18 protein-coding genes are annotated in these 20076 nt (G+C 63.6%); 11 read left to right on the top strand and 7 right to left on the bottom strand.

Annotation, left to right across the window (positions count from 1 at the left end; genetic code table 11):
- Nucleotides 1–574, bottom strand: a 574-nt coding sequence (locus B3E91_RS09285) for an AraC family ligand binding domain-containing protein (protein WP_287029177.1), incomplete at its 3' end; no start/stop codon positions are given.
- A gap of 1 nt (nucleotide 575) precedes the next feature.
- Nucleotides 576–1145, bottom strand: coding sequence for a GNAT family N-acetyltransferase (locus B3E91_RS09280; RefSeq protein ID WP_090227807.1), 570 nt, complete (start codon nucleotides 1143–1145; stop codon nucleotides 576–578).
- A 281-nt stretch (nucleotides 1146–1426) separates the two neighbouring features.
- Here B3E91_RS09280 and B3E91_RS09275 point away from each other — a divergent pair, with 281 nt between their 5' ends.
- Nucleotides 1427–4906 carry a hybrid sensor histidine kinase/response regulator gene (locus B3E91_RS09275; RefSeq protein WP_287029176.1) on the top strand — a complete coding sequence of 1160 codons (3480 nt, stop codon included), beginning with the start codon at nucleotides 1427–1429 and terminating at the stop codon, nucleotides 4904–4906.
- 38 nt (nucleotides 4907–4944) lie between these two features.
- Here B3E91_RS09275 and B3E91_RS09270 read toward each other — a convergent pair whose 3' ends face one another.
- Nucleotides 4945–5262, bottom strand: coding sequence for a sel1 repeat family protein (locus B3E91_RS09270; protein WP_286784940.1), 318 nt, complete (start codon nucleotides 5260–5262; stop codon nucleotides 4945–4947).
- 410 nt (nucleotides 5263–5672) lie between these two features.
- Nucleotides 5673–5933: a DUF1652 domain-containing protein gene (locus tag B3E91_RS09265; protein ID WP_175534340.1), complete on the bottom strand. Its 261-nt coding sequence runs from the start codon at nucleotides 5931–5933 to the stop codon at nucleotides 5673–5675.
- 282 nt (nucleotides 5934–6215) lie between these two features.
- Here B3E91_RS09265 and B3E91_RS09260 point away from each other — a divergent pair, with 282 nt between their 5' ends.
- Nucleotides 6216–6542: a hypothetical protein gene (locus tag B3E91_RS09260; protein WP_090227816.1), complete on the top strand. Its 327-nt coding sequence runs from the start codon at nucleotides 6216–6218 to the stop codon at nucleotides 6540–6542.
- Nucleotides 6543–6667: 125 nt separating this feature from the next.
- Nucleotides 6668–6937, top strand: a complete 270-nt coding sequence (locus B3E91_RS09255) for a DUF1652 domain-containing protein (RefSeq protein WP_287029175.1) — start codon at nucleotides 6668–6670, stop codon at nucleotides 6935–6937.
- 112 nt (nucleotides 6938–7049) lie between these two features.
- On the opposite strand, the gene B3E91_RS09250 is transcribed toward B3E91_RS09255, so the two are convergent.
- Nucleotides 7050–7805: an SDR family NAD(P)-dependent oxidoreductase gene (locus B3E91_RS09250; protein ID WP_287029174.1), complete on the bottom strand. Its 756-nt coding sequence runs from the start codon at nucleotides 7803–7805 to the stop codon at nucleotides 7050–7052.
- Nucleotides 7806–7909: 104 nt separating this feature from the next.
- Here B3E91_RS09250 and B3E91_RS09245 point away from each other — a divergent pair, with 104 nt between their 5' ends.
- On the top strand, nucleotides 7910–8824 hold the full coding sequence (locus B3E91_RS09245) for a LysR family transcriptional regulator (RefSeq protein ID WP_286784936.1): 915 nt from the start codon (nucleotides 7910–7912) through the stop codon (nucleotides 8822–8824).
- 337 nt (nucleotides 8825–9161) lie between these two features.
- Nucleotides 9162–10493, top strand: a complete 1332-nt coding sequence (locus B3E91_RS09240) for an MFS transporter (protein WP_287029173.1) — start codon at nucleotides 9162–9164, stop codon at nucleotides 10491–10493.
- 200 nt (nucleotides 10494–10693) lie between these two features.
- On the opposite strand, the gene B3E91_RS09235 is transcribed toward B3E91_RS09240, so the two are convergent.
- The gene (locus B3E91_RS09235) at nucleotides 10694–11899 is read right to left on the bottom strand and encodes an MFS transporter (RefSeq protein WP_287029172.1); all 1206 of its coding nucleotides are present in this window, start codon (nucleotides 11897–11899) and stop codon (nucleotides 10694–10696) included.
- A 109-nt stretch (nucleotides 11900–12008) separates the two neighbouring features.
- Between B3E91_RS09235 and B3E91_RS09230 the strand changes: the two genes are divergently transcribed.
- Together B3E91_RS09230 and B3E91_RS09225 are read left to right on the top strand one after the other, a co-directional pair.
- A complete protein-coding gene (locus tag B3E91_RS09230) occupies nucleotides 12009–12662 on the top strand; it encodes a TetR/AcrR family transcriptional regulator (RefSeq protein ID WP_287029171.1) in 654 nt (217 codons plus the stop codon).
- An 819-nt stretch (nucleotides 12663–13481) separates the two neighbouring features.
- Complete coding sequence (locus B3E91_RS09225; protein WP_287029170.1) at nucleotides 13482–14255, top strand: substrate-binding domain-containing protein; 774 nt, start codon at nucleotides 13482–13484, stop codon at nucleotides 14253–14255.
- 278 nt (nucleotides 14256–14533) lie between these two features.
- Here the strand turns inward: B3E91_RS09225 and B3E91_RS09220 are convergent, their stop codons facing one another.
- Nucleotides 14534–15484 (bottom strand): GlxA family transcriptional regulator, encoded by a 951-nt coding sequence (locus B3E91_RS09220; protein WP_287029169.1) that lies wholly within the window; start codon nucleotides 15482–15484, stop codon nucleotides 14534–14536.
- Nucleotides 15485–15593: 109 nt separating this feature from the next.
- On the opposite strand from B3E91_RS09220, the gene B3E91_RS09215 reads away from it, so the two are divergent.
- From B3E91_RS09215 to B3E91_RS09200, 4 genes are all read left to right on the top strand, one after another.
- On the top strand, nucleotides 15594–16394 hold the full coding sequence (locus B3E91_RS09215; protein ID WP_287029168.1) for an SDR family NAD(P)-dependent oxidoreductase: 801 nt from the start codon (nucleotides 15594–15596) through the stop codon (nucleotides 16392–16394).
- A gap of 27 nt (nucleotides 16395–16421) precedes the next feature.
- The gene (locus B3E91_RS09210) at nucleotides 16422–17186 is read left to right on the top strand and encodes an SDR family oxidoreductase (RefSeq protein WP_287029167.1); all 765 of its coding nucleotides are present in this window, start codon (nucleotides 16422–16424) and stop codon (nucleotides 17184–17186) included.
- Between the two features lie 58 nt (nucleotides 17187–17244).
- Nucleotides 17245–18429: an MFS transporter gene (locus B3E91_RS09205; protein ID WP_287029166.1), complete on the top strand. Its 1185-nt coding sequence runs from the start codon at nucleotides 17245–17247 to the stop codon at nucleotides 18427–18429.
- Between the two features lie 242 nt (nucleotides 18430–18671).
- A complete protein-coding gene (locus B3E91_RS09200; RefSeq protein WP_287029165.1) occupies nucleotides 18672–19814 on the top strand; it encodes an ImmA/IrrE family metallo-endopeptidase in 1143 nt (380 codons plus the stop codon).
- The last annotated feature ends 262 nt before the right edge of the window (nucleotides 19815–20076 follow it).

Genomic DNA, 20076 nt, shown 5'->3' with positions numbered 1-20076 from the left:
ACGGCGGCTCGGCAAGCTGCGCGCGCAACATTTCCTTGGCATGGCCCACGGCGAGCGGCTCCAGCCCCGGCGCGCGGGCGGACCCCAGCCCGGCGTGGCGTTGCAGGAGGGCGAGCATGGTCTCGCGCCATGCCGTCTGCTGCTGCAGCGCACTGGCGCCGCTCTCGAGGTGGCGATGGAGATCGAGCAGGCGCGCCACCAGGTCGGCGTCGCGGTGCACGCTGCCGGCGAAACGCGGCGCGCTCCGCGACGGCAGGTCCAGTTCGCCGAGCAGCGACTGGAACAGCTCGGCGGGCGGGTAGAACACCCGGTAGCGCCAGCCGTCGTCATGGCCCTTGTGGCCGGTGTGGACTTCATCCGGATTGAGCAGCGCCAGGCCACCCGCGCTGACCAGATGCTCCTCGCCGCGGTAGCGGTAGCGCTCGGCGCCCGCCTCGAGCACCGCGATCACGTAGCCGTCGTGGACATGGGGAGCGAAGCGGTGGTCGACGAAGCGTGCCGAGAGCAGTTCCAGCCCATCGAGGCTGGCGGGATGCCAGAGACGGGCGTTTTCGGAGTGGATCGACGCGTCCATTTCAGCCGCTGAACTGCGCCTCCAGCTGCAGCTTGATCGCCGGCCATTCTCGGTCGGTGATGCTGTACAGCACGGTGTCGTCGAGGCGCCCATCGGCCAGCCGGCGATGGTTGCGCAGCCGCCCTTCGCGCTGGGCGCCGAGCTTTTCGATGGCGCGCTGCGAGCGCAGGTTGCTGGCGGCGGTTTTCAGTTGCAGGCGCACCACCTGCCACTCCTCGAAGGCGTGACGCAGCATCAGGTACTTGATCGACGCGTTCAGCCCGCTGCCGTACTGGCCGCGCTCGAGCCAGGTCCAGCCGATTTCCACGGCCGGCAGCACCGGCATGAAATCGGCGAAACGGGTGGTGCCGATCAACGCGTCGCCCATGCGGATGGCGAACACCACGGCCTTTTCCTCGCGCTGCTCGGCCAGCGCCTGGCGATACCAGTCGGGACGCAACGGGCCGTTCAGGTAGACCAGCTCGTCGCGGTTCGCTTCGGCGAGTGTCACCAGTTCGGGGATGTCGGCCTCGCTCAGCGGCTCCAGGCGCAGGGCGCCTCGCTGCAGGGTGACCGGTTGCGGCTTGAACATCTGCGTCCTCCTTGCCAGTGACGCGGGTAAAACTCGACAGACTCGCCGCTTCGAAACATGCGACAACGGCGCACATTGCCTGTTGGGCGGTGCTCCCAAGCGATCCAGGCCACGCTACCAGCCAGCCGGATACCGCTCAAGGACCTCTGCGACATTGGTAGCAGCCGCCTGACGACAGGGCGCTTTTGCTGCGAAAATCCAACGCCGCGACTCGCCTTCGGGCGTTCCCTTCGCGCAACAGCCGTCGTCGGCTGTGTCCGCCCTGCCGTCTTGGAGTTCGCATGTCGTTGTCCAGCGGGTCGATCGCTACGGTCGCCTTCGTCTACATGGCTTTCCTGTTCGCCATCGCCTTCTACGGCGACCGGCGCCGCCGCCCCCTGTCGCCGCGCACCCGCGCCTGGGTCTATAGCCTGTCGCTGGCGGTCTACTGCACCAGTTGGACCTTCTTCGGCGCGGTCGGCCAGGCGGCCGAACAGCTCTGGGCGTTCCTGCCGATCTACCTCGGGCCGCTGCTGCTGATGATCTTCGCGCCCTGGGTGCTGCAGAAGATGGTGATGATCAGCAAGCAGGAGAACATCACCTCGATCGCCGACTTCATCGCCGCGCGCTATGGCAAATCGCAGTCGCTGGCGGTGGTGGTGGCGCTGATCTGCATGGTCGGCGTGCTGCCCTACATCGCGCTGCAGCTCAAGGGCATCGTCATCGGCGTCAACCTGCTGATCGGCGCCGGCGCCGACTCCACCGGAACCCGCGCGCAGGACACCGCGCTGATCGTGTCGCTGGTGCTGGCGCTGTTCACCGTCCTCTTCGGCACGCGCAACCTCGATGCCACCGAGCACCACCGCGGGATGGTCCTGGCCATCGCCTTCGAGTCGCTGGTCAAGCTGCTGGCGTTCATCGCCGTCGGTGCCTTCGTCACCTACAGCCTGCACGACGGCTTCGACGACCTGCTGGCGAAGACCCGCGCCGCGCCGCAGCTCGCCGAGTTCTGGGCGGAGCCGGTGAACTGGCCGGCGATCCTGGTGCAGACCGGCATGGCGATGATCGCCATCGTCTGCCTGCCGCGGCAGTTCCACGTCACCGTGGTGGAGAACACCGAGCCGCAGGACATGCGCCTGGCGCGTTGGGTGTTTCCGCTCTACCTGGTGCTGGCGTCGCTGTTCGTCATTCCCATCGCGCTGGCCGGGCAGATGCTGCTGCTCCCCGGCGTGACACCGGACTCCTTCGTCATCAGCCTGCCGCTCGCCGAGGCGCATCCCAGCCTGGCGTTGCTGGCGTTCATCGGCGGCGCCTCGGCGGCCACCGGGATGGTCATCGTCGAGTCGGTGGCGCTCTCGACCATGCTCTCCAACGACATCCTCCTGCCCTGGCTGCTGCGCAAGAAAACCGCCGAGCGTCCCTTTGAGCTGTTCCGCCAGTGGATGCTCTCGGTACGCCGGGTGAGCATCGTGCTGATCCTGCTGCTGGCCTACGTCAGCTATCGCCTGCTGGGCTCGAGCGCCAGCCTGGCGACCATCGGGCAGATCTCCTTCGCCGCCGTCGGCCAGCTCGCCCCGGCGATGGCCGGCGCGCTGTTCTGGAAGCAGGCCAACCGTCGCGGCGTGTTCGCCGGCCTCGCCGCCGGCTCGGCGATCTGGTTTTACAGCCTGGTGCTGCCGCTGGTGGCGCGCAGCCTCGGCTGGCCGCTGGAAGTCTTCCCCGGCCTGCGCCAGCTGCTGTATTTCCCGATCGGCATCGAGGTCGACCCGCTGACCCGCGGCACCCTGCTCTCGCTGGTGGTCAACTTCACCCTGTTCGCCTGGGTCTCGCTGCTGTCGCGCACGCGAGTGTCCGAGCACTGGCAGGCGAGCCGTTTCGTCGGCCAGGAAATCACCGTGCGGCCGGGCAACCGGCCGCTGCTGGCCGTGCAGGTGCGCGACCTTCTGGTGCTCGCCGAACGTTTCGTCGGCGAGGAGCGTGCGCAGGAGAGCTTCGCGCGCTTCTCCTACCGCCAAGGCAAGGAATTCAACCCGAACCAGGCCGCCAATGGCGACTGGATCGCCCACACCGAACGCCTGCTCGCGGCGGTGCTGGGCGCCTCGTCCACCCGAGCGGTGGTGAAGGCGGCGATCGAAGGCCGCGACATGCAGGTGGACGATGTGGTGCGCATCGTCGACGAAGCCTCCGAAGTGCTGCAGTTCAACCGCGCGCTGCTGCAGGGCGCGATCGAGAACATCACCCAGGGCATCAGCGTGGTCGACCAGTCGTTGCGGCTGGTCGCCTGGAACCACCGCTACCTGGAGCTGTTCGGCTATCCGGAGGGGCTGATCTACGTCGGCCGGCCGATTTCCGACATCATCCGCTACAACGCCGAGCGCGGCCTCTGCGGCCCCGGCGATGCGGACGAACACGTCGCCAAGCGCCTCTACTGGATGCGCCAGGGCACCGCGCACACCTCCGAGCGGACCTTCCCCAACGGCCGGGTGATCGAGTTGATCGGCAACCCGATGCAGGGCGGCGGCTTCGTCATGAGCTTCACCGACATCACCGCGTTCCGCGAGGCCGAGCACGCGCTCAAGGAGGCCAACGAAGGCCTCGAGCAACGCGTCGCCGAACGCACCCACGAGCTGTCGCAGCTGAACCTGGCGCTGTCCGAGGCCAAGGCCCACGCCGAGGCAGCGAACCAGTCGAAGACGCGCTTCCTCGCCGCGGTGAGCCATGACCTGATGCAGCCGCTGAACGCCGCCCGGCTGTTCTCCGCCGCGCTCGGTCACCAGGACAACGCACTGCCCGCGGACGCCCAGCAACTGGTCCGCCACCTGGACAGTTCGCTGCGCTCCGCCGAAGACCTGATCACCGACCTGCTGGACATCTCGCGTCTGGAAAACGGCCGCATTACCCCGGATCGCAGCGCCTTCCCGCTGAGCGCGCTGTTCGACACCCTCGGCGCCGAATTCAAGGCGCTGGCCCAGGAACAGGGCGTGGACTTCCGCGTGCACGGCAGCCGGCTGCGGGTTGAAAGCGACATGAAGCTGCTGCGCCGCGTACTGCAGAACTTCCTCACCAACGCCTTCCGCTACGCCAAGGGGCCGGTGCTGCTCGGCGTGCGCCACAGCCGCGGCCAGCTGCGCCTGGAGGTGTGGGACCGCGGACCGGGCATTCCGGAAGACAAGCGCAAGGTCATCTTCGAGGAGTTCAAGCGCCTCGACAGCCACCAGACCCGCGCCGAGAAAGGCCTCGGCCTCGGCCTGGCGATCGCCGACGGCCTCTGCCGGGTGCTCGGTCATCGGCTGGAAGTGCGCTCATGGGTCGGCAAGGGCAGCGTGTTCAGCGTCAGCGTGCCACTGGCCAAGTCGCCACAGCCGCAGATCGCCGCGCAAGCCGACGTCAATGGCAGCGGTAACGGCCTGAATGGCACCCAGGTACTGTGCATCGACAACGAGGACAGCATCCTGGTCGGCATGCACAGCCTGCTGTCGCGCTGGGGCTGTCAGGTCTGGACCGCGCGCAACCGGCTGGAGTGCGAGCATCTGCTGGCGGAGGACGTGCGCCCGCAACTGGCGCTGGTGGACTATCACCTGGACGAAGGCGAAACCGGTACGGAACTGGTGGCCTGGCTGCGTACCCGTTTGGGCGAGCCGATTCCCGGTGTGGTGATCAGCGCCGATGCGCGGCCCGAGCTGGTCGCCGACATTCACGCGGTGGGCCTGGACTACCTCGCCAAACCGGTCAAGCCGGCCGCCCTGCGCGCCCTGCTCAGCCGTCATCTGACGCTGCGCTGAACGATCCCGTGCCCATCAGGGGCACGGTTATATCCCCATCAACGCTCGGCGGTCGGTTCCTGGCGCCCCAGTTCGCGCTGGGCGACCGGATCGCCGGCGCGCGCCGCCAGGCGCAGCAGCTCGAAGCCGATACGCCGGTCGCGCTGACCACCGCACTCGCGACACAGCAGCAGCCCCAGACGACTTTGCGCCTCGGTCACGCCCTGCCGAGCAGGTTGCTTGAGCAGGTGGCCGGCCAGGCGCTTGATGCCTTCGCGCTGGCCGAGCTGCGGACGATCCAGCAGCCAGGACGCGACACGTAGCGGCAATCCGGAGCGCGGCGCGGGGGTATCGGGAAGGGAAACGCGAGACTTCATCAGGACCAAGAGCGACCAGGGAGGGCGCGCACTTTACTCCTTTTGCCCGTGATGAAAAGACTTGCGCGGGAAGCGCAGCGTTGATCTAGAAACGCGCTTTCGAGCTATCCACAAAATCTGTGGATAACTCAGTGGACAAGATGCCGAAAAGTACCGCGAAGGCAGGCCGGGCGGGGCTGGCGTTCAAACTGGCGTTTTTTTCGCCACAATAAAAACTCGTTCTTTTTCAACAAGTTGCAAAGACATACAGAAAAAGTCGAAGGCTGACAAGGGTTTACACAGCACCTTCATATGCCGTCAGACTGATTGTGAACAAGTCAAGCGACCATGGCGCCGCATCGCGCATTTTTTTCGTCATAAAGATCAACGAAAACCGACTTTCGGGGTTGCCAAAACACCCCCAAACAAGGCTAGAGCGTGGCAGGCAACGCTCCGCTCCGGACGGACGGCATGACGATCTGCAAGTCGGATTCGATCGTGCGGATGATGCGCTTCACGTCGTGCAGCGTCGGCGAGGTGTTGCAGTGGATTCCCAACACCGTCAGCAGCCGTTCGCCGCTGGCGGGATCGAACACGCAGGCGTGCAGGCTTTGCGGAGCGTCGAGTGCCGCTTCGAAGGCCAAGGGCTGAAAGTAAATATTGATGAGCTCACAGGCACGGGGCAGGGACATGCATTTCATTCACGAGGTTCTCCATATGCGACGCGAACGAACCGAAGATCGAGGCTGCGACGACATCCAGGTCTGAACTCAGTTCTCGGCTATGTGGGGCAAATTGTAGCAGGACTTGCTAGCCCGTGAACCTCGCCTTCCGTCGGGGTTGCGTTTCGGTAACACCGCTTCCGGCTCAGCTGCCCGGCCGTTACCGGCTGCCGGCGTTGTCCGACTAACGGGCTGAATTAGCCTGATCGGCCGCTCTCGAACCTCTATCAGTCATCACGTCGTCGAGGCCCTATGTCCACCCCTCACCCCTCGGTACTGGCGCTGCGCCAGCTACAGGAGATCGCAGCCCAATGGAAGGAGCGGCAAGGCAACCGCCCGTTGCTCGCCCGGGATGCGCTCACCCGGTTGTACGAGCTGTGGCAGCCCACCGCTCACGGCAACGATTTCGAGCGACAGGCCGAATACACGCTCCTGGCCGTGCAGCGCCTGTTCAACGACTGGAACCAGCGCGGCGAGAACGACGAGGAGCTGCTTACGCAAATGCTCTGGCTGCTGGAACAGCGCGACCTGGTGACGGCGCAGAAGGAATACCTCGCGGACCTCGGCCCGAGCAGTTGAGCGTGCCCGGCGACGGATCGCCCAGCGTCCTGAGAAGGCTTCGATTTCCCAAGAAAGCCGGTGCTCCGTGCACTTGAACAACAACAATACCGTCGGCCAGACCGACCTTTTCAGGACCCACTGCCATGAACCTTCCTTTCGAACAGGCGCGTTCGATCCTCGAGACCACCTTCGAACCGCATGCCTGCCGCGTCGAGCGCAACGCCGACTTGATCACGCTGCGCATCCACGCCAGCGACAGCGATGACACCTTCATCCTTACCCAGGTCGACGCCGAGCGCATCGAGAGTATCCGCGCCCTCTCCCAATTGATTCTGGAGCTGCGCCAGGAGTTGGCCGTCGTGCTCCACCGCCATCAACAGGGCCACGGTCGACAGCGAAGCCAGAGCCGATAGCCTCACGACCGCGGGTATCGCTTTTGAAGTCGTAAGGTGCAGGTCGCGATACGCGAGCACCCTCGCCGGCTCTTTCAGCGCGGGCGACCCGCATGGTCGCCCGCAACTGCCTTCAGACTTGCGCCTGGCCGCCATCGACGAACAACTCGATACCGTTGACGAAGCTGGCATCGTCGGAGGCCAGGAACAGCGCCGCGCTGGCGATTTCCTCGGCTTCACCGACACGCCCCATGGGAATCTGCGACGCCAGGTAATCCAGCAGGCCCTGCTGCTGCGCGGCATCGCGGCCGGCCAGGTCGACCAGGCCCGGAGTGCGGGTCGCGCCGGGGCTGATGGTGTTGATCCGTACCTGGCGGTCCTTCAGATCCAGAATCCAGTTCCGCGCGAACGCCCGAACCGCGGCCTTGGAGGCGGCGTACACGCTGAACGCGGCAGTTCCCGAACTGCCGGCGGTCGAACCGGTAAGGATCACCGAGGCCTTCTTCGCCAGCAGCGGCAGGGCTTTTTGTACGGTGAAGAGCACACCCTTCACGTTGCGCGCGAAGGTGTCGTCGTACTGCTCCTCGGTGATCTCGCCCAGGGGCAGCATCGAACCGCCACCGGCATTGGCGAACAGCACATCTATACGCCCGTGGGCGGTGCCGATCTGCTCGTAGAGCGCATCGAGCTGCTCCAGGCGGGTGGAGTCGACCCGCACCCCGATGGCGTTGTTGCCGACTGCTTTCACGGCGGCATCCAGCTCCGCCTGGCGGCGTCCGGTGAGGTAAACCTGTGCACCTTCCCGGGCGAAGCGTTTGGCGGTCGCCAGGCCGATACCGCTGGTGCCGCCGGTAACCAGTGCGATCTTGCCTTCGAGTGTGCTGCTCATGGTGGTTCTCCCATGGGTCTTGATGAAGTGGTGTGGGAGAAGCTTATCGACGGCGGCGAATCGTCAAAATAGAATTGTATGAAAGCCATCGTTGCAGAAATGAAATGAGCAGACTTCCGGATTTCGAAGGGCTGGGCATGTTCGCCAAAGTGGCCGAAGAGGGTTCGTTCGCCGCGGCAGCGCGCGTCATGGGCGTTTCGGTGCCCACGGTATCGCGCGCAGTGGCCAGGCTGGAGGAACGCCTGGGAAGCCGACTGTTCAACCGCACCTCGCGGCAACTGGCACTGACCGAGTTCGGCGCGAACATGGCGGCCAGGGCGAGTGAGATCTACCGGCAGGCCGAAGAACTGGAAAGCGAAGCCCAGGACCTGTCGGTGCAGCCCCGTGGCCAGGTGCGGCTGGCCATCCCCATGGCGTTCGGCTTGCGCTGGGTCGCCCCGCTGTTGCCACAGTTGATGCGCCGCTATCCCGAACTGTCGATAGACCTGCACCTTACGGATGCGTCGGTAGACCTGATCGCCGAGGGCTTCGATGCGGCGCTGCGCATCGCCGTGCTTCCCGATTCCTCGCTGGTGGCGCGCCGGCTGTGCGCCGTCACGCAGTACCTGGTCGCCTCGCCCGGTTATCTCGCCGAACACGGTCACCCCGGTCATCCGCGCGAGCTGGCCACCCGCTCGTGCCTCAGCTATGCCTACCGCGCCCGCGGCCAGGTATGGCGATTCACCCACGAGGACGGCCGCGAGGAAGACGTGTCACCCAGCGGCCCGCTGAGGGTGACGAACTCGGACGCGCTGTTGCCCGTGCTGCTGGAAGGACTGGCCATCGCCGAACTGCCCGAATTCATCGCCAGCGAATACCTCGCCGATGGCCGACTGGTCACCCTGCTGCCGGAATGGAGCATGGCGCGCGGCGGCCTTTACTTCGTAACCCCCACCGCCCGCACACGGCCGATGAAGATCAAGGTGCTCTCGGACTTCTTCGCCGAACACCTCGGCGAACCTGCCTGGCGATGGCCCTGAAGGCCAGGCGGCGAGTAACGACGGTTAACGGCAGCGGTACTGGTTCTGCAAGATGAGGCGAGGTGTAAGGATGCGATGTGGCGGCTGATTTCGGCCCCAATAGCAGCTATCGACGCTCTCGGCTTCTTTTGTCGGCCTGATGCACCTTCCCTTCCTCATCCAGGCAGGTTCCACCTTGCCAGCCAGATTTGGCGCGACACCGCCAACCATCCTTCCCGTTTGTTCGCCACGAAAGCCTGCTGAAAGTTTGGAATGAAAGTATGCCGTCATGCCTCTCCCCCGCACCGAGAGGTTCTGCCTGAGAGCAGCCTATTCCAAATACAAGAGAGCGGTTTCCATGAACAAGCAATCAACTGATGGGATTGAAAAATCGACGATGCGCAAGCTTGGGTTTCGTCTGATTCCCTTTCTCGTGCTCTGTTACTTCATCGCCTATATCGATCGAGTCAATATCGGTTTCGCGGCGCTGACCATGAATGAGGACATCGGGCTGACGGCCAGTGCCTTCGGATTCGGCGCCACGCTGTTCTTCGTCGCTTATGTCCTCTGCGAAATGCCCAGCAACATGGCCATGGAGCGTTTCGGTGCACGTCGGTGGATCGCGCGCATCATGATCACTTGGGGCATCGTCGGTTTCTGCTCGTCATTTGCGGTTGGGCCGATCTCCTATTCCGTTTCCCGCTTCCTGCTCGGGGCGGCAGAAGCCGGCTTCTTCCCGGGCGTCATCCTTTACCTCTCGCAGTGCATTCCCAAGGCGTACATGGCTCGAATCATTGCGATCTTCATGGTCGCTATTCCGCTGTCCAATTTCATCGGTTCGCCGCTGTCGGCGCTGCTGTTGAAAATGGATGGCGTAGCGGACTTCGCCGGCTGGCAGTGGCTGCTGATGCTGGAAGCACTCCCCGCGATCATTCTGGGATTGCTGGCGTTGAAGGTGCTGCCTGATCGGCCGAAAGATGCCAAATGGCTGACTCAAGAGGAACAGGACTGGCTGAGCGGACAACTGAGCAAGGAACGCGCGGCACGCGAAAGCACTCCCGACAAACAGGCGCATACCGTGAGCGGCATGCTCAAGGCCGTCGTCACCAACAAGTACATCTGGGTGCTGTCGGTGATCTACATGGGCAGTTCGGCTACCAGCAATACGCTCTCGTTGTGGATGCCGCAGATCCTGAAATCCTTCCATCTTTCCAACATGCAAACCGGGCTGTTGAACATGATCCCCTTCGGCATCGCCGCGGCCTTCATGATCTACTGGGGCATGCGTGCGGACAAAAGCGGAGAGCGGGTCAAGGCCACCGCCATCCCGCTGGCCATCACCGCCGTGAGCTTCTTCGCCACGCTGTTCACCGGCTCGCTGACCATCACGCTGGTGCTGCTGACGCTCGTATTGATGGGCAACTACGCGATCAAGGGGCCGTTCTGGGCGCTGTGCTCCGAAACCCTGCCGCCAGCGACCCTGGCCACCGGGATCGCGGCGATCAATACCTTTGCTCACCTGGGCACGGGTGCCATGAGCTCCGTCATCGGTGTACTGCGTGACCAGACCGGCAGCTTCCCCATTGCGTTGTTGCCACTCTGCGCGTTGACCGCTACCGGTTCGCTGCTGGTGTTCCTGGTGGGCAAACAGAACCGCCGTGCGGCGCTGGCGCCGGCTGTCAGCAGATAATCGACCGGCATCAACAGGCTCGGCTTCACCGAGCCTCTTTGTTTCCTGGTGACCCGATCGTCGAAATGCTGCGTCGCCTTTGCCTGCCGAAGCTTGAGCCAGAAACCGAACGCCTTGATCGGGCCATTCCATTCACCGTTTCAGCAGGCCTTGGGCGCGCAAATCGCCAAAGGACCGTTTCTCCAGGACTAAGACACACCTCAGTGCCCAACCACCGCCCCTCCCGCGCGCCGGTCACCACCGGGAAACCCGTGCGCCCGTGCTTGTAATGCAATGGCCAGACTGGCCAGCAACAGCGCCAGCAGAACCCAGGGAAACGCCGCCGCGCCCCACTGCCCGAGCAGCACGCCGCCAAGCAGTCCGCCTCCCGCTATCGCGCTGTTCCAGACCACCACGTTCATCGAAAGGGCGACATCCGCGCCCTCGCCCGCCGCATCGGCCAACGCGGTTTGCAGCAGTGTGGCCGCGCCGCCGAAGGTCAGCCCCCAGATAAAGGTGCCGACGTAAATGGCGGGGGCAGAAGACGTGAGAACGCCGAACAGCACCGCCACCGCTGCAAAGGTGGCGAGGCTGGCCAGCACCGTGTTGCGAAGATGGCGGTCCACCAACCGCCCGGTTATCCAGATGCCCGCCAGCGCGGCAATGCCGAACACCAGCAGCACCACATCCACATCGCCGGTCAGGCCGGCCGGGGAGACGAAGGGCGCGATGTAGGTGTAGAGAATGTTGTGCGCCAGCATCCAGGTGACCACGACCCCCAGCACGGAACGCACCCCGGGTGTCACCAGCACGCGACGCAGCGGCAGACGCCGCTCCGAGGCTTGTCCCGGATAGTCGGGCACTTTGATCAGCACCCAGGCGATCAACACCAGGGTCAACGCCGACATCAGCCCGAACGCCATGCGCCAGCCGATCAACCCACCCAGCCAGGTTCCCATCGGCACACCAAGCGACAACGCGATGGGCGTGCCCACCATGGCCACCGCCAGCGCACGCCCCTGCGACGCGGGCGCCACCATACGCCGCGCATACCCGGCGATAAGGCTCCAGGCGAGCCCAGCTGAAACGCCGGCGAAGAAACGCGCCACCAAGATCAACCAATAGTTGGAAGACAGCGCGGTGACGGAGTTGAACAGCAGAAAACCGGCGATGGTCACCAGCAGCACCGTGCGCCGCCGCCAGCCCTGCGTGGCGAGGGTCAGCGGAATCGCCGCCAGTAACGAACCCAGCGCATAGACCGTGACCATCTGCCCCGCCATGGCGGGCGAAATAGCCAGCCCACTCACGATCTGCGGCAGCAAACCCGCAGGCAGCGTTTCAGTCAGGATGCAGATAAATCCGGTCATCGCCAGGGCAAGCAAGGCGCCGTAAGGCAGCGTTTCCCGCTGCGGCTCATCTTGAGTCATGTGACAGAATCCACTTATATATTGATCGGTACAAATATAAGGAGTGGGCAAGCGATGGTCAACGACTTATGTATCGACTAGTATTTAAGTCCATCGGGAGGACTCGTCCATGGCACAAATGGGACGGCCGCGCACGTTTGATCGTGACGTGGCACTCACTCAAGCGCTGCATCTGTTCTGGGAGAACGGCTACGACGCCACCTCGCTGAGCCAACTCAAGGCGACCATCGGCGGCGGCATCACCGCGCCCAGTTTTTACGCGGCCTTTGGCTCCAAGGAGCAGCTGTTCAAGGAGGTGATGGACCTTTACCTGAATAGCTACGGCAAAGTCACCGACAGCCTGTTCGACACCAGCCTGCCGCCGCGGGATGCCATCGAACTCACACTGCGCCGCTCCGCGCGGATGCAATGCGAACCGGATCATCCCAAGGGTTGCCTGGTGGCACTGGGAGCGATGAGCGCGTGTTCGCAGGAGAGCAGGATCATCTCGGCGCCACTGGCGCAAACCCGGTCGCAGAATCGGGAAGCCTTGCGGGCCTGCGTCGAACGCGGCATCGCGTTGGGGCAACTACCGGCGGAGGTCGATGCAACTGCGCTCGCCACGGCGTTCGACAGTTTTCTGCTGGGCCTGTCGACGCTGGCGCGCGACGGGGTATCGGCGAACGCGATGGACGCCGCGGTAACGCGCATCATGGGGCTGTGGGATGAGGCGAGTGTGGCGCCTGCATGTGCAGGTCAACCGCACGCTGAGGGCGTCCGCTAACCAGGGTCAGCATGGGTGGCGGGCACAATGCACTGCTTGAGCTGCGGTGGCGCCAACAGCACCAGCCGGGCGTTCGCCTGGCGTGAACTGGTGTGCATGGCCGCCCGGTGAGGCCAACTTCAGAAACCTGGCGAATAGCTGCTGTCGGATTTCCAGAAAAGGCACTTACCGGATTCCAGTGACCGCTGAAGCGTCGCAGGCCAATCACTAAGAAAGCCGCTGTCGATGCTGCCATTGGCCGCGGCAGCCCCATGACCCGCCATCGACCGGACGCTGCCCCTCTGCATCAATAAGGCGTCCGTCTCCGATCGCCTCCCCGATTGTTCTCGGCAGGTACCCTTGAAAACAGGCACCGATCCCTGCCGAGAGGGCCGACCGATAACTTTCACGCACCAATGAATGCAAACATCTCACTTATCGTTTCAATGTGGGTCGAGCAGAATCCAGCGAACAAAAGCGCCAACCAGCTGCACGGGATCGCTGGAGAACCCCTCATGCATGCCTTCCCCACCTTGGGCAGGTCATCCGCCCGCTCCAAGGCGGGTGCGACGTTTCGCGTCCCCTCGGGCGACTTTCTCGAACAGCTCGATTTATTTCCAGCATCTGCACGACAGGTCCGGACGCAAACCGCTGCTCGCGTTGGCGTATCCGGCGGATTCACCCGCGGCCATCTTCACCTGGCCTGTTCATCCGAGCGGCAAGGGTATTCCCGGTTACCAGATGACCTGCGCCGCTGTCTGTGCGCGTCGCTCGGCGCTCACGTTCCACCGCGGGTGTTCTCGCGTACTCCCTTTCCTGTCTGAACGAGGAAGAGCTCCAATGAAAGCACTGAAACAGCAACTCGCCGCCTTGACCATTGGCCTTTGCACACTCGCAAGCGCCCAGGCCGAGCAACTGGACGTCATGACCTCGGGCGGCTTCACCGCCGCCTTCCAGCGATTGAGTCCGACGTTTGCGCAGACGAGTGGCGATAGCGTCGACACCATCCTCGGCCCGTCCATGGGGAAGGCGCATGAGGCGATCCCCAACCGCCTGGCGCGGGGAGAGAATGCCGATGTAGTGATCATGGTCGGCTACGCGCTGGATGACCTGATCAAGCAAGGTGTGGTGGACCCTGCGTCCAAGGTGGACCTGGCGGACTCGCGCATCGGCATGGTGGTCAAGCAGGGCGCTGCCAAACCGCGCATCGATACCGAAGAGGCATTCAGGAAAACCCTGTTGGACGCCCGCTCCATCGCCTATTCGGACAGCGCCAGCGGGGTCTACATCCAGAACAAGCTGTTCAAGCAGCTGGGAGTGGAGCGGCAGGTCGGATCGAAGGCCAAAATGATCGAGCGCATACCGGTTGCCTCGGTCGTCGCCTCCGGCCAATACGAAGTGGGCTTCCAGCAGGTCGCCGAGTTGCTGCCGGTTCCGGGAGTGACCTTCGTCGGCAAGATTCCCGAAAGCCTGCAATCGGTGACCCGATACTCCGCCGGCATCCCGCGCAATGCGAAACACCCGGAGCAGGCCCGGAAGCTGCTGGCCTATCTGTCGTCCGCGGCGGTGCAGCCGGAGGTGAAAGCCACCGGGCTGGACTCGGTCCCCCGGTGATTTACCGGGTGCGCGCCAGCCCCCGCTATCCGCCGTTGATCACAAGAGGCTCGGCATTGCCGGGCCTCTTGCTTCCTGTAGCCGTCCGACTGCCGAAGCGCCAGATCGAACATTGAACAGGTAGCTCGGCGCACCGCCCTGGGCGTTTCCGGCCCTTGGCCGGCGTTCGGTCACAGCGCCCTTCTGCGCTGGCGCACCCGTTGCGCCGCGGGATTGGAAGCAGCCTCAGCGAGTGGATACAACGAAAAGCAGTATGGGGCCCTGCCCCAGGCGGCAGATCAGATGCTCACGCTGCGCACGTCCCGGCGTATTGCCTGGGGAGGAACGCCAAAGCCACGGATGAACACTTCACGCATGTGGCGACGGTCACGAAAGCCGGTCTCTTTGGCGATCACGTCCAGGGGATGGCGGCTCTGCTCGATCATCACCCGCGCCGCCTCCAGGCGCAGGCGCTCGATGGCCTTGGCCGGCGACTGTCCGGTTTCGGCGGTGAATACACGGGTGAACTGGCGCGGGCTCAGATGCACCGCCTCGGCCAGTTCCTCGACGCCGAGTGGCTTGTGCAGGTTCTGCCGGGCATAGTTCAGCGCGTTCTGGATACGGTCGGATTTCGGTGCGAGGGTGAGCATCTCCGAGTGCTGTGACTGCCCGCCCGAACGGCGCTGGTGCATGACCAGTTTGTGCGCCACCGAGCGCGCGACCTCCGGACCGAGGTCCTTCTCCACCATGCCGAGCGCCAGGTCCAGTCCGGCGGTCATGCCGGCGGAAGTCCAGACGTTGCCATCGATGATGAAGATGCGGTCGTCCTCGACGCTGATCTGTGGATACAGGCGCTGCAGTGCCGCGCCATACGCCCAGTGGGTAGTCGCGCGACGGCCATCGAGCAGGCCGGCCTGGGCCAGCACGAAGCCGCCGGTACAGATACCCGCGACGCGGCGCGCCTGCTGCCCAGCCTGGTGTACGAACGCCAGGGTGGCCTCGCTGGGCAGCGTTTCCAGAGGTGTGTTGACCCCCGCGATCATCCAGGAGTCCGCCAGGCCGGGATTGTTCAGCGCCCGGGTTTCGATGCCCAGGCCCAGGGACGAACGCACGATACCTCCGGCGATGGAGAAGAACTCGATGGAATAGAACGGCGTCTCGGCCACGATGTTGGCGTACTCGAAGACGGTCTGGGTGGCGAGCGACAGCACCTGGAAGTCGTCGGAGAGCAGGTAGCCGATTCTGTGCATGGCGGGTCTCGTATAAGGCATGTCCTAAAACACGACTGTATACGTCATTTCGGACTTTTCCCACCTTTACCATCATGTGTCCCAAGCCCACCGCACTTGGAGACACACCATGAACACCGCATCGAAGGGTACCGCACTGATCACTGGCGCATCCTCGGGTATCGGCGCCCTCTACGCCGAGCGCCTGGCCCGCCGCGGCTACGACCTGATCCTGGTCGCCCGCAACCGTGACCGCCTGAACGACCTGGCCCGCCGCATCACCGACGACACCCAGCGCGTGGCCGAGGTGCTGCAGGCCGACCTGGGCGACGCTGCCAGCCTGGCCACCGTCGAGGCCAAGCTCAAGCAGGACGCGAGCATCACCCTGCTGGTCAACAACGCCGGCATCGGCACCCACACGCCGCTGCTCGACAGCGATGTCGGCCTGATGACCCGCATGATCGACCTCAACGTGACCGCGCTGATGCGCCTGAGCTACGCGGCCGTCCCCGGCTTCGTCGAGCGCGGCAACGGCGCCATCATCAACATCTCGTCCATCGTCAGTATCGCCCCGGAAGTGCTCAACGGCGTGTACGGCGGCAGCAAGGCCTTCGTCACCGCCTTCAGCCAGTCGCTGCATCACGAGCTGGCCGACAAGGGCGTGCGCATCCAGGCGGTGCTGCCCGGGGCGACCGCCACCGAATTCTGGGACAACGGCGGCCTGCCCCTGGAACACCTCGACCCGGCCATCGTGATGCCGGCCAGCGCCCTGGTCGATGCCGCGCTGATCGACTTCGATCGCGGCGAACTGATCTCCATCCCCTCGCTGCACGACGCCAGCCAGTGGCAGGCCTACGAGTCGGCACGCAAGGCCATGTTCGACCAGCTTTCCACCAGCCAGCCCGCGCCGCGCTACAGCGCCCAGCATTGATCGATCCCTCATTTCAGGAGCAGCACCATGAAACTCAGCGGCAATACGATCTTCATCACCGGCGGCACCTCGGGCATCGGTCGCGGCCTGGCCGAGGCCTTTCATCAACGCGGAAACAAGGTGATCATCGCCGGTCGCCGTCAGGCCCTGCTCGACGAGGTTGCCCGCGCCAACCCCGGCATCGACACGGTAGCGCTGGATATCAATGATCCGCAGCAGATCAAAGACGTGGCGCAGCAGGTGATCGCGCGCCACCCGAATCTGAACGTGGTGATCAACAACGCCGGCATCATGCCCTTCGACGATGCCGCCTCGGGCGACCTCGACGACGCGCAGGCAGTCGGCCTGGTGACCACCAACCTGCTCGGCCCGGTGCGCGTCAGCGCGGCCTTCGTCGAGCACCTCAAGCGCCAGCCGGACGCCACGATCATCAACAACAGCTCGGTACTGGCGTTCATCCCGATTGCGGTCACCGCGCTGTATTCGGCGACCAAGGCAGCCATCCATTCCTACAGCCTGTCGCAGCGCTTCATGCTGCGCGACACTAGCGTCAAGGTGCTGGAGATCGCGCCGCCGTGGGTCGACACCGACCTGATCCACAAGAGCGGCGATCCGCGCGCCATGCCGCTGGACGCCTTCATCGCCGAGACCCTGGCCAAGCTGGAGACGGCGACCACCGAGGTGATCGTCGACGGCATCACGGCACTGCGCGCCAACGTCGGGCCGAACGAGCATGGGCTGGTGACTCAGTTCAACCAGTCGATCATCGACAACCCCATCCCCGTTGCCTGAACCCAACGCCCGGCCTCATGGCGAGATCGGGCGTTTGCGTGCATCCCTGGAGAACACCATGCACAGCCCCATTGCCGCAGCGGATCGCCTTGCCCTGCGCCTGCTCAGCCTGGCCTATTTCGTCCAGGCGGTCGGCGCCCTGTCGGTGGTCGGCAGCCTGGAGGCGATCTCCGCCGCCTGGGCCTTGAGCAACGCGCAGAGCGCCTTGCTGATCACCGTGTTCGGCGTCACCTTCGCGCTCGCCGCACCGCTGTTGCAGATGACCCTGGGCCATCTGCGTCGGCGCTCGCAGGTGCTTCTGGGGTTGTTGATGTTCAGCGGTGCGGCGCTGTTGTTCGCTGCCGCCCCGGATTACCGGACGCTGCTGGCATCGCGGGTGCTGATGGGATTAGGTGCGGGATTCATTGGCCCGGTGCTTGGCGCCCTGGGCTCCAATCTGGTGGCGCGGGAGCACCAGGGCAGCGCCATCGCCGTCGTGCTGCTCGGGCTGAGCGTCGCGGGGCTGGCCGGCATGCCGATCAGTGCCTGGATCGCCCAGGAACTCGGGGCACGCAGCCTGTTTCTCGGCATCGGCGTTAGTGGTCTGCTGATCGCGGCGCTGATCTTCGTGTGGGTGCCGGATCGCGTGGCGGGCCAGCGCATCGTAGCGGCCGACGTGTTCGCACTGCTGACCGGCGCTACCTCGTTGAGCGCCTTTCTGGTGGTGTTCTTCGTCACCACGGGCGTGTTCACCACCTACGCCTTCCTGGCGCCGATCATCGGCAACGACTTCCACGGCAGCACCGGCGACATCACCCTCGCGCTGACCGTGCTGGGCGTGGCCGGCGTGCTGGGCAACCTGCTGGTCACCCGCCTGGCGCTGCGCGTCAGTGCCGAGCGTTTGCTGATGCTCGGCATCGTCCTGCTTGCCTTGGATCTGCTGGGCCTTGCAGTGATGCCAAGGCTGTTCGGCGGGCTGTTGCTGGTGATCTGGGCGCTGGCCACCGATATCGTCTGGCCGTCGCAGCAGCGGCGCATCGTCGAGCTGATGCCCGAACAACGCGGCATCGCCCTGGCCCTAACCGCGTCGTTCATGTTCGCCGGTATCGGCACCGGCTCGGCGGTCGCTGGATGGCTCTATCCCATCCTGGGCTACAGCGGGCTGGTGCTGGCTTCGCTGCTGTTTCTGCTGCTGGCCTTCGTCAGTCTGCGTTTCTCCGAGTGGCGTGCCCGGGCGCAGGGAACCTTGCCCGGGCTGACCTGATCAGCGGCCTGTCGCGGTCTGCTGATGGAACTCACGGGATTCCAATAACCGCTAAAACGATCGCCGGGTAGTCGCTAAAGAAGCCGCTGTCGAGGGTAGCTATTGGCCGGGTCCCTGTCCTCCATCACAGGCAACTCACGGCCAAAAGCGGCCATTGATCATCTGTAAAATCAGGATCTATTCAGACTGGAATGACCGGGCTACTACATTTAGGATCGTCATGCCCCACAAGGAGAACGGGTATGGCGATAAACCTGATAGCGTTGGGCTCGAAGTTGTCTCGTTATCGCGAACAGCTTCAGCTGAGTACTGAGGAGGTGAGTTCGGCCATTCGCATCTCTCCCGACCGGTTACGGTCCGTTGAAGCGGGCACTTTAGAGCCATCCGGCGATGAGGTGCTTATGTTGGCCGATCTCTATCGTTGTGACTTCAAATTCTTCATCTCGAATGAGCAGTTAGCACCGTTTGAGCAGACGGAAATTCTTTATCGCAAGCACGGTAGTGAGTTCACCAAGGATGATCGCAGGGCCATCCAAGAGTTTCTTTACCTCTGCGAAACTGAGCACTTTCTGATGAAGGAGTTGAACGCCACCCATCGCGAGTTTTTGGCACCCCCAGTATCGGGACATTTCAAGACCGACGGGATTAAAGCGGCTGAGGCATTCCGCCGCTTCAATCAGCACCAGAGCAATGAAGTGCCGAGGGATGTTTACAGTGAAATCCGTCAAACAGGCGTGCATGTTTTTCGCCACAAGCTAGGTAATTCCCATATATCAGGCTTGTTTCTGACCCATCCCAAGGCCGGCAAATGCATTCTGGTTAACTACAGCGAGGATGTGTATCGGCAGCGATTTAGTGCAGCTCATGAAATGGCTCATGCGCTTTTCGATGCGAAGGGTGGCCCCAGCATCACCTATTCCCGCATTGATAAAAACGACTATTTAGAACTGCGAGCAAACACTTTTGCTTCCCGATATCTTATGCCCCCGGAGGTCCTCCGGCAGCTTCCCAATCCCGAGCGATGGACACAGGCCGACGCTGCGCATTGGGCACAAGAGCTTCGAGTAAGCTGCCATGCCTTAAGCATAGGCCTACAGGCCGAAGGGCTCGTCAGTGAAGACGCATTCCAACGAATCAAATCCAGCCGTGTTCCCCGGACAAGCAAGATTGATCCTGAGCTACCGGCTCATCTGACAGACCGGCAGATAGAACGCAAAACACGCCTATTGGAAAGAGGACTTTCTAGCAGCTATGTCGCGCTATGTTTGGACGCCGCGAGCCAGGGACTTATAACTAAAGGGCGCCTAGCTGAGGCACTTTTGTGTGACTCCGCAGCGTTGCAGGGTTTGCTCGCTCTTTACGGGAGGGCGCCCGATGTCGATTGATCCGTCCCGTTTCCACCCCATCAACGTGACAGATACGTGTTCGGTCTGGAATCTCTTATCCTCAGTCACTTTGTACAGGGCTGCGCTCGCCGCTCAATGCCACTTTTGTGTCACCGGTTTCGTGAACTATGAGTGTTTAATCAAGCCTCGGACGTTGCCAACCGCTGTCACCCGAGAGCTTCAACATCGATTGGAAGAGGCGCGTTGCGCCGGCCAGTTTGAAATCCATTCCTGTAACCTGGACGACCTTCAGATCATCAGT

Origin of the sequence: Pseudomonas sp. UBA6310, from assembly GCF_002438225.1 — a bacterium.
In the GTDB taxonomy this organism is placed as follows: domain Bacteria; phylum Pseudomonadota; class Gammaproteobacteria; order Pseudomonadales; family Pseudomonadaceae; genus Pseudomonas_O; species Pseudomonas_O kuykendallii.
Note: the sequence above shows the minus strand (reverse complement) of the source record. Positions and strands in the feature narration are given on the sequence as shown.

Coding starts and splice junctions, on each gene's coding strand:
- B3E91_RS09255 (WP_287029175.1), top strand. CDS start 6,668: ATGAACCTTCCTTTCGAACAGGCGCGTTCGATCCTCGAGACCACCTTC.
- B3E91_RS09250 (WP_287029174.1), bottom strand. CDS start 7,805: ATGAGCAGCACACTCGAAGGCAAGATCGCACTGGTTACCGGCGGCACC.
- B3E91_RS09205 (WP_287029166.1), top strand. CDS start 17,245: ATGCACAGCCCCATTGCCGCAGCGGATCGCCTTGCCCTGCGCCTGCTC.
- B3E91_RS09210 (WP_287029167.1), top strand. CDS start 16,422: ATGAAACTCAGCGGCAATACGATCTTCATCACCGGCGGCACCTCGGGC.
- B3E91_RS09260 (WP_090227816.1), top strand. CDS start 6,216: ATGTCCACCCCTCACCCCTCGGTACTGGCGCTGCGCCAGCTACAGGAG.
- B3E91_RS09270 (WP_286784940.1), bottom strand. CDS start 5,262: ATGAAGTCTCGCGTTTCCCTTCCCGATACCCCCGCGCCGCGCTCCGGA.
- B3E91_RS09230 (WP_287029171.1), top strand. CDS start 12,009: ATGGCACAAATGGGACGGCCGCGCACGTTTGATCGTGACGTGGCACTC.
- B3E91_RS09220 (WP_287029169.1), bottom strand. CDS start 15,484: ATGCACAGAATCGGCTACCTGCTCTCCGACGACTTCCAGGTGCTGTCG.
- B3E91_RS09200 (WP_287029165.1), top strand. CDS start 18,672: ATGGCGATAAACCTGATAGCGTTGGGCTCGAAGTTGTCTCGTTATCGC.
- B3E91_RS09215 (WP_287029168.1), top strand. CDS start 15,594: ATGAACACCGCATCGAAGGGTACCGCACTGATCACTGGCGCATCCTCG.
- B3E91_RS09240 (WP_287029173.1), top strand. CDS start 9,162: ATGAACAAGCAATCAACTGATGGGATTGAAAAATCGACGATGCGCAAG.
- B3E91_RS09280 (WP_090227807.1), bottom strand. CDS start 1,145: ATGTTCAAGCCGCAACCGGTCACCCTGCAGCGAGGCGCCCTGCGCCTG.
- B3E91_RS09245 (WP_286784936.1), top strand. CDS start 7,910: ATGAGCAGACTTCCGGATTTCGAAGGGCTGGGCATGTTCGCCAAAGTG.
- B3E91_RS09265 (WP_175534340.1), bottom strand. CDS start 5,933: ATGTCCCTGCCCCGTGCCTGTGAGCTCATCAATATTTACTTTCAGCCC.
- B3E91_RS09275 (WP_287029176.1), top strand. CDS start 1,427: ATGTCGTTGTCCAGCGGGTCGATCGCTACGGTCGCCTTCGTCTACATG.
- B3E91_RS09225 (WP_287029170.1), top strand. CDS start 13,482: ATGAAAGCACTGAAACAGCAACTCGCCGCCTTGACCATTGGCCTTTGC.
- B3E91_RS09235 (WP_287029172.1), bottom strand. CDS start 11,899: ATGACTCAAGATGAGCCGCAGCGGGAAACGCTGCCTTACGGCGCCTTG.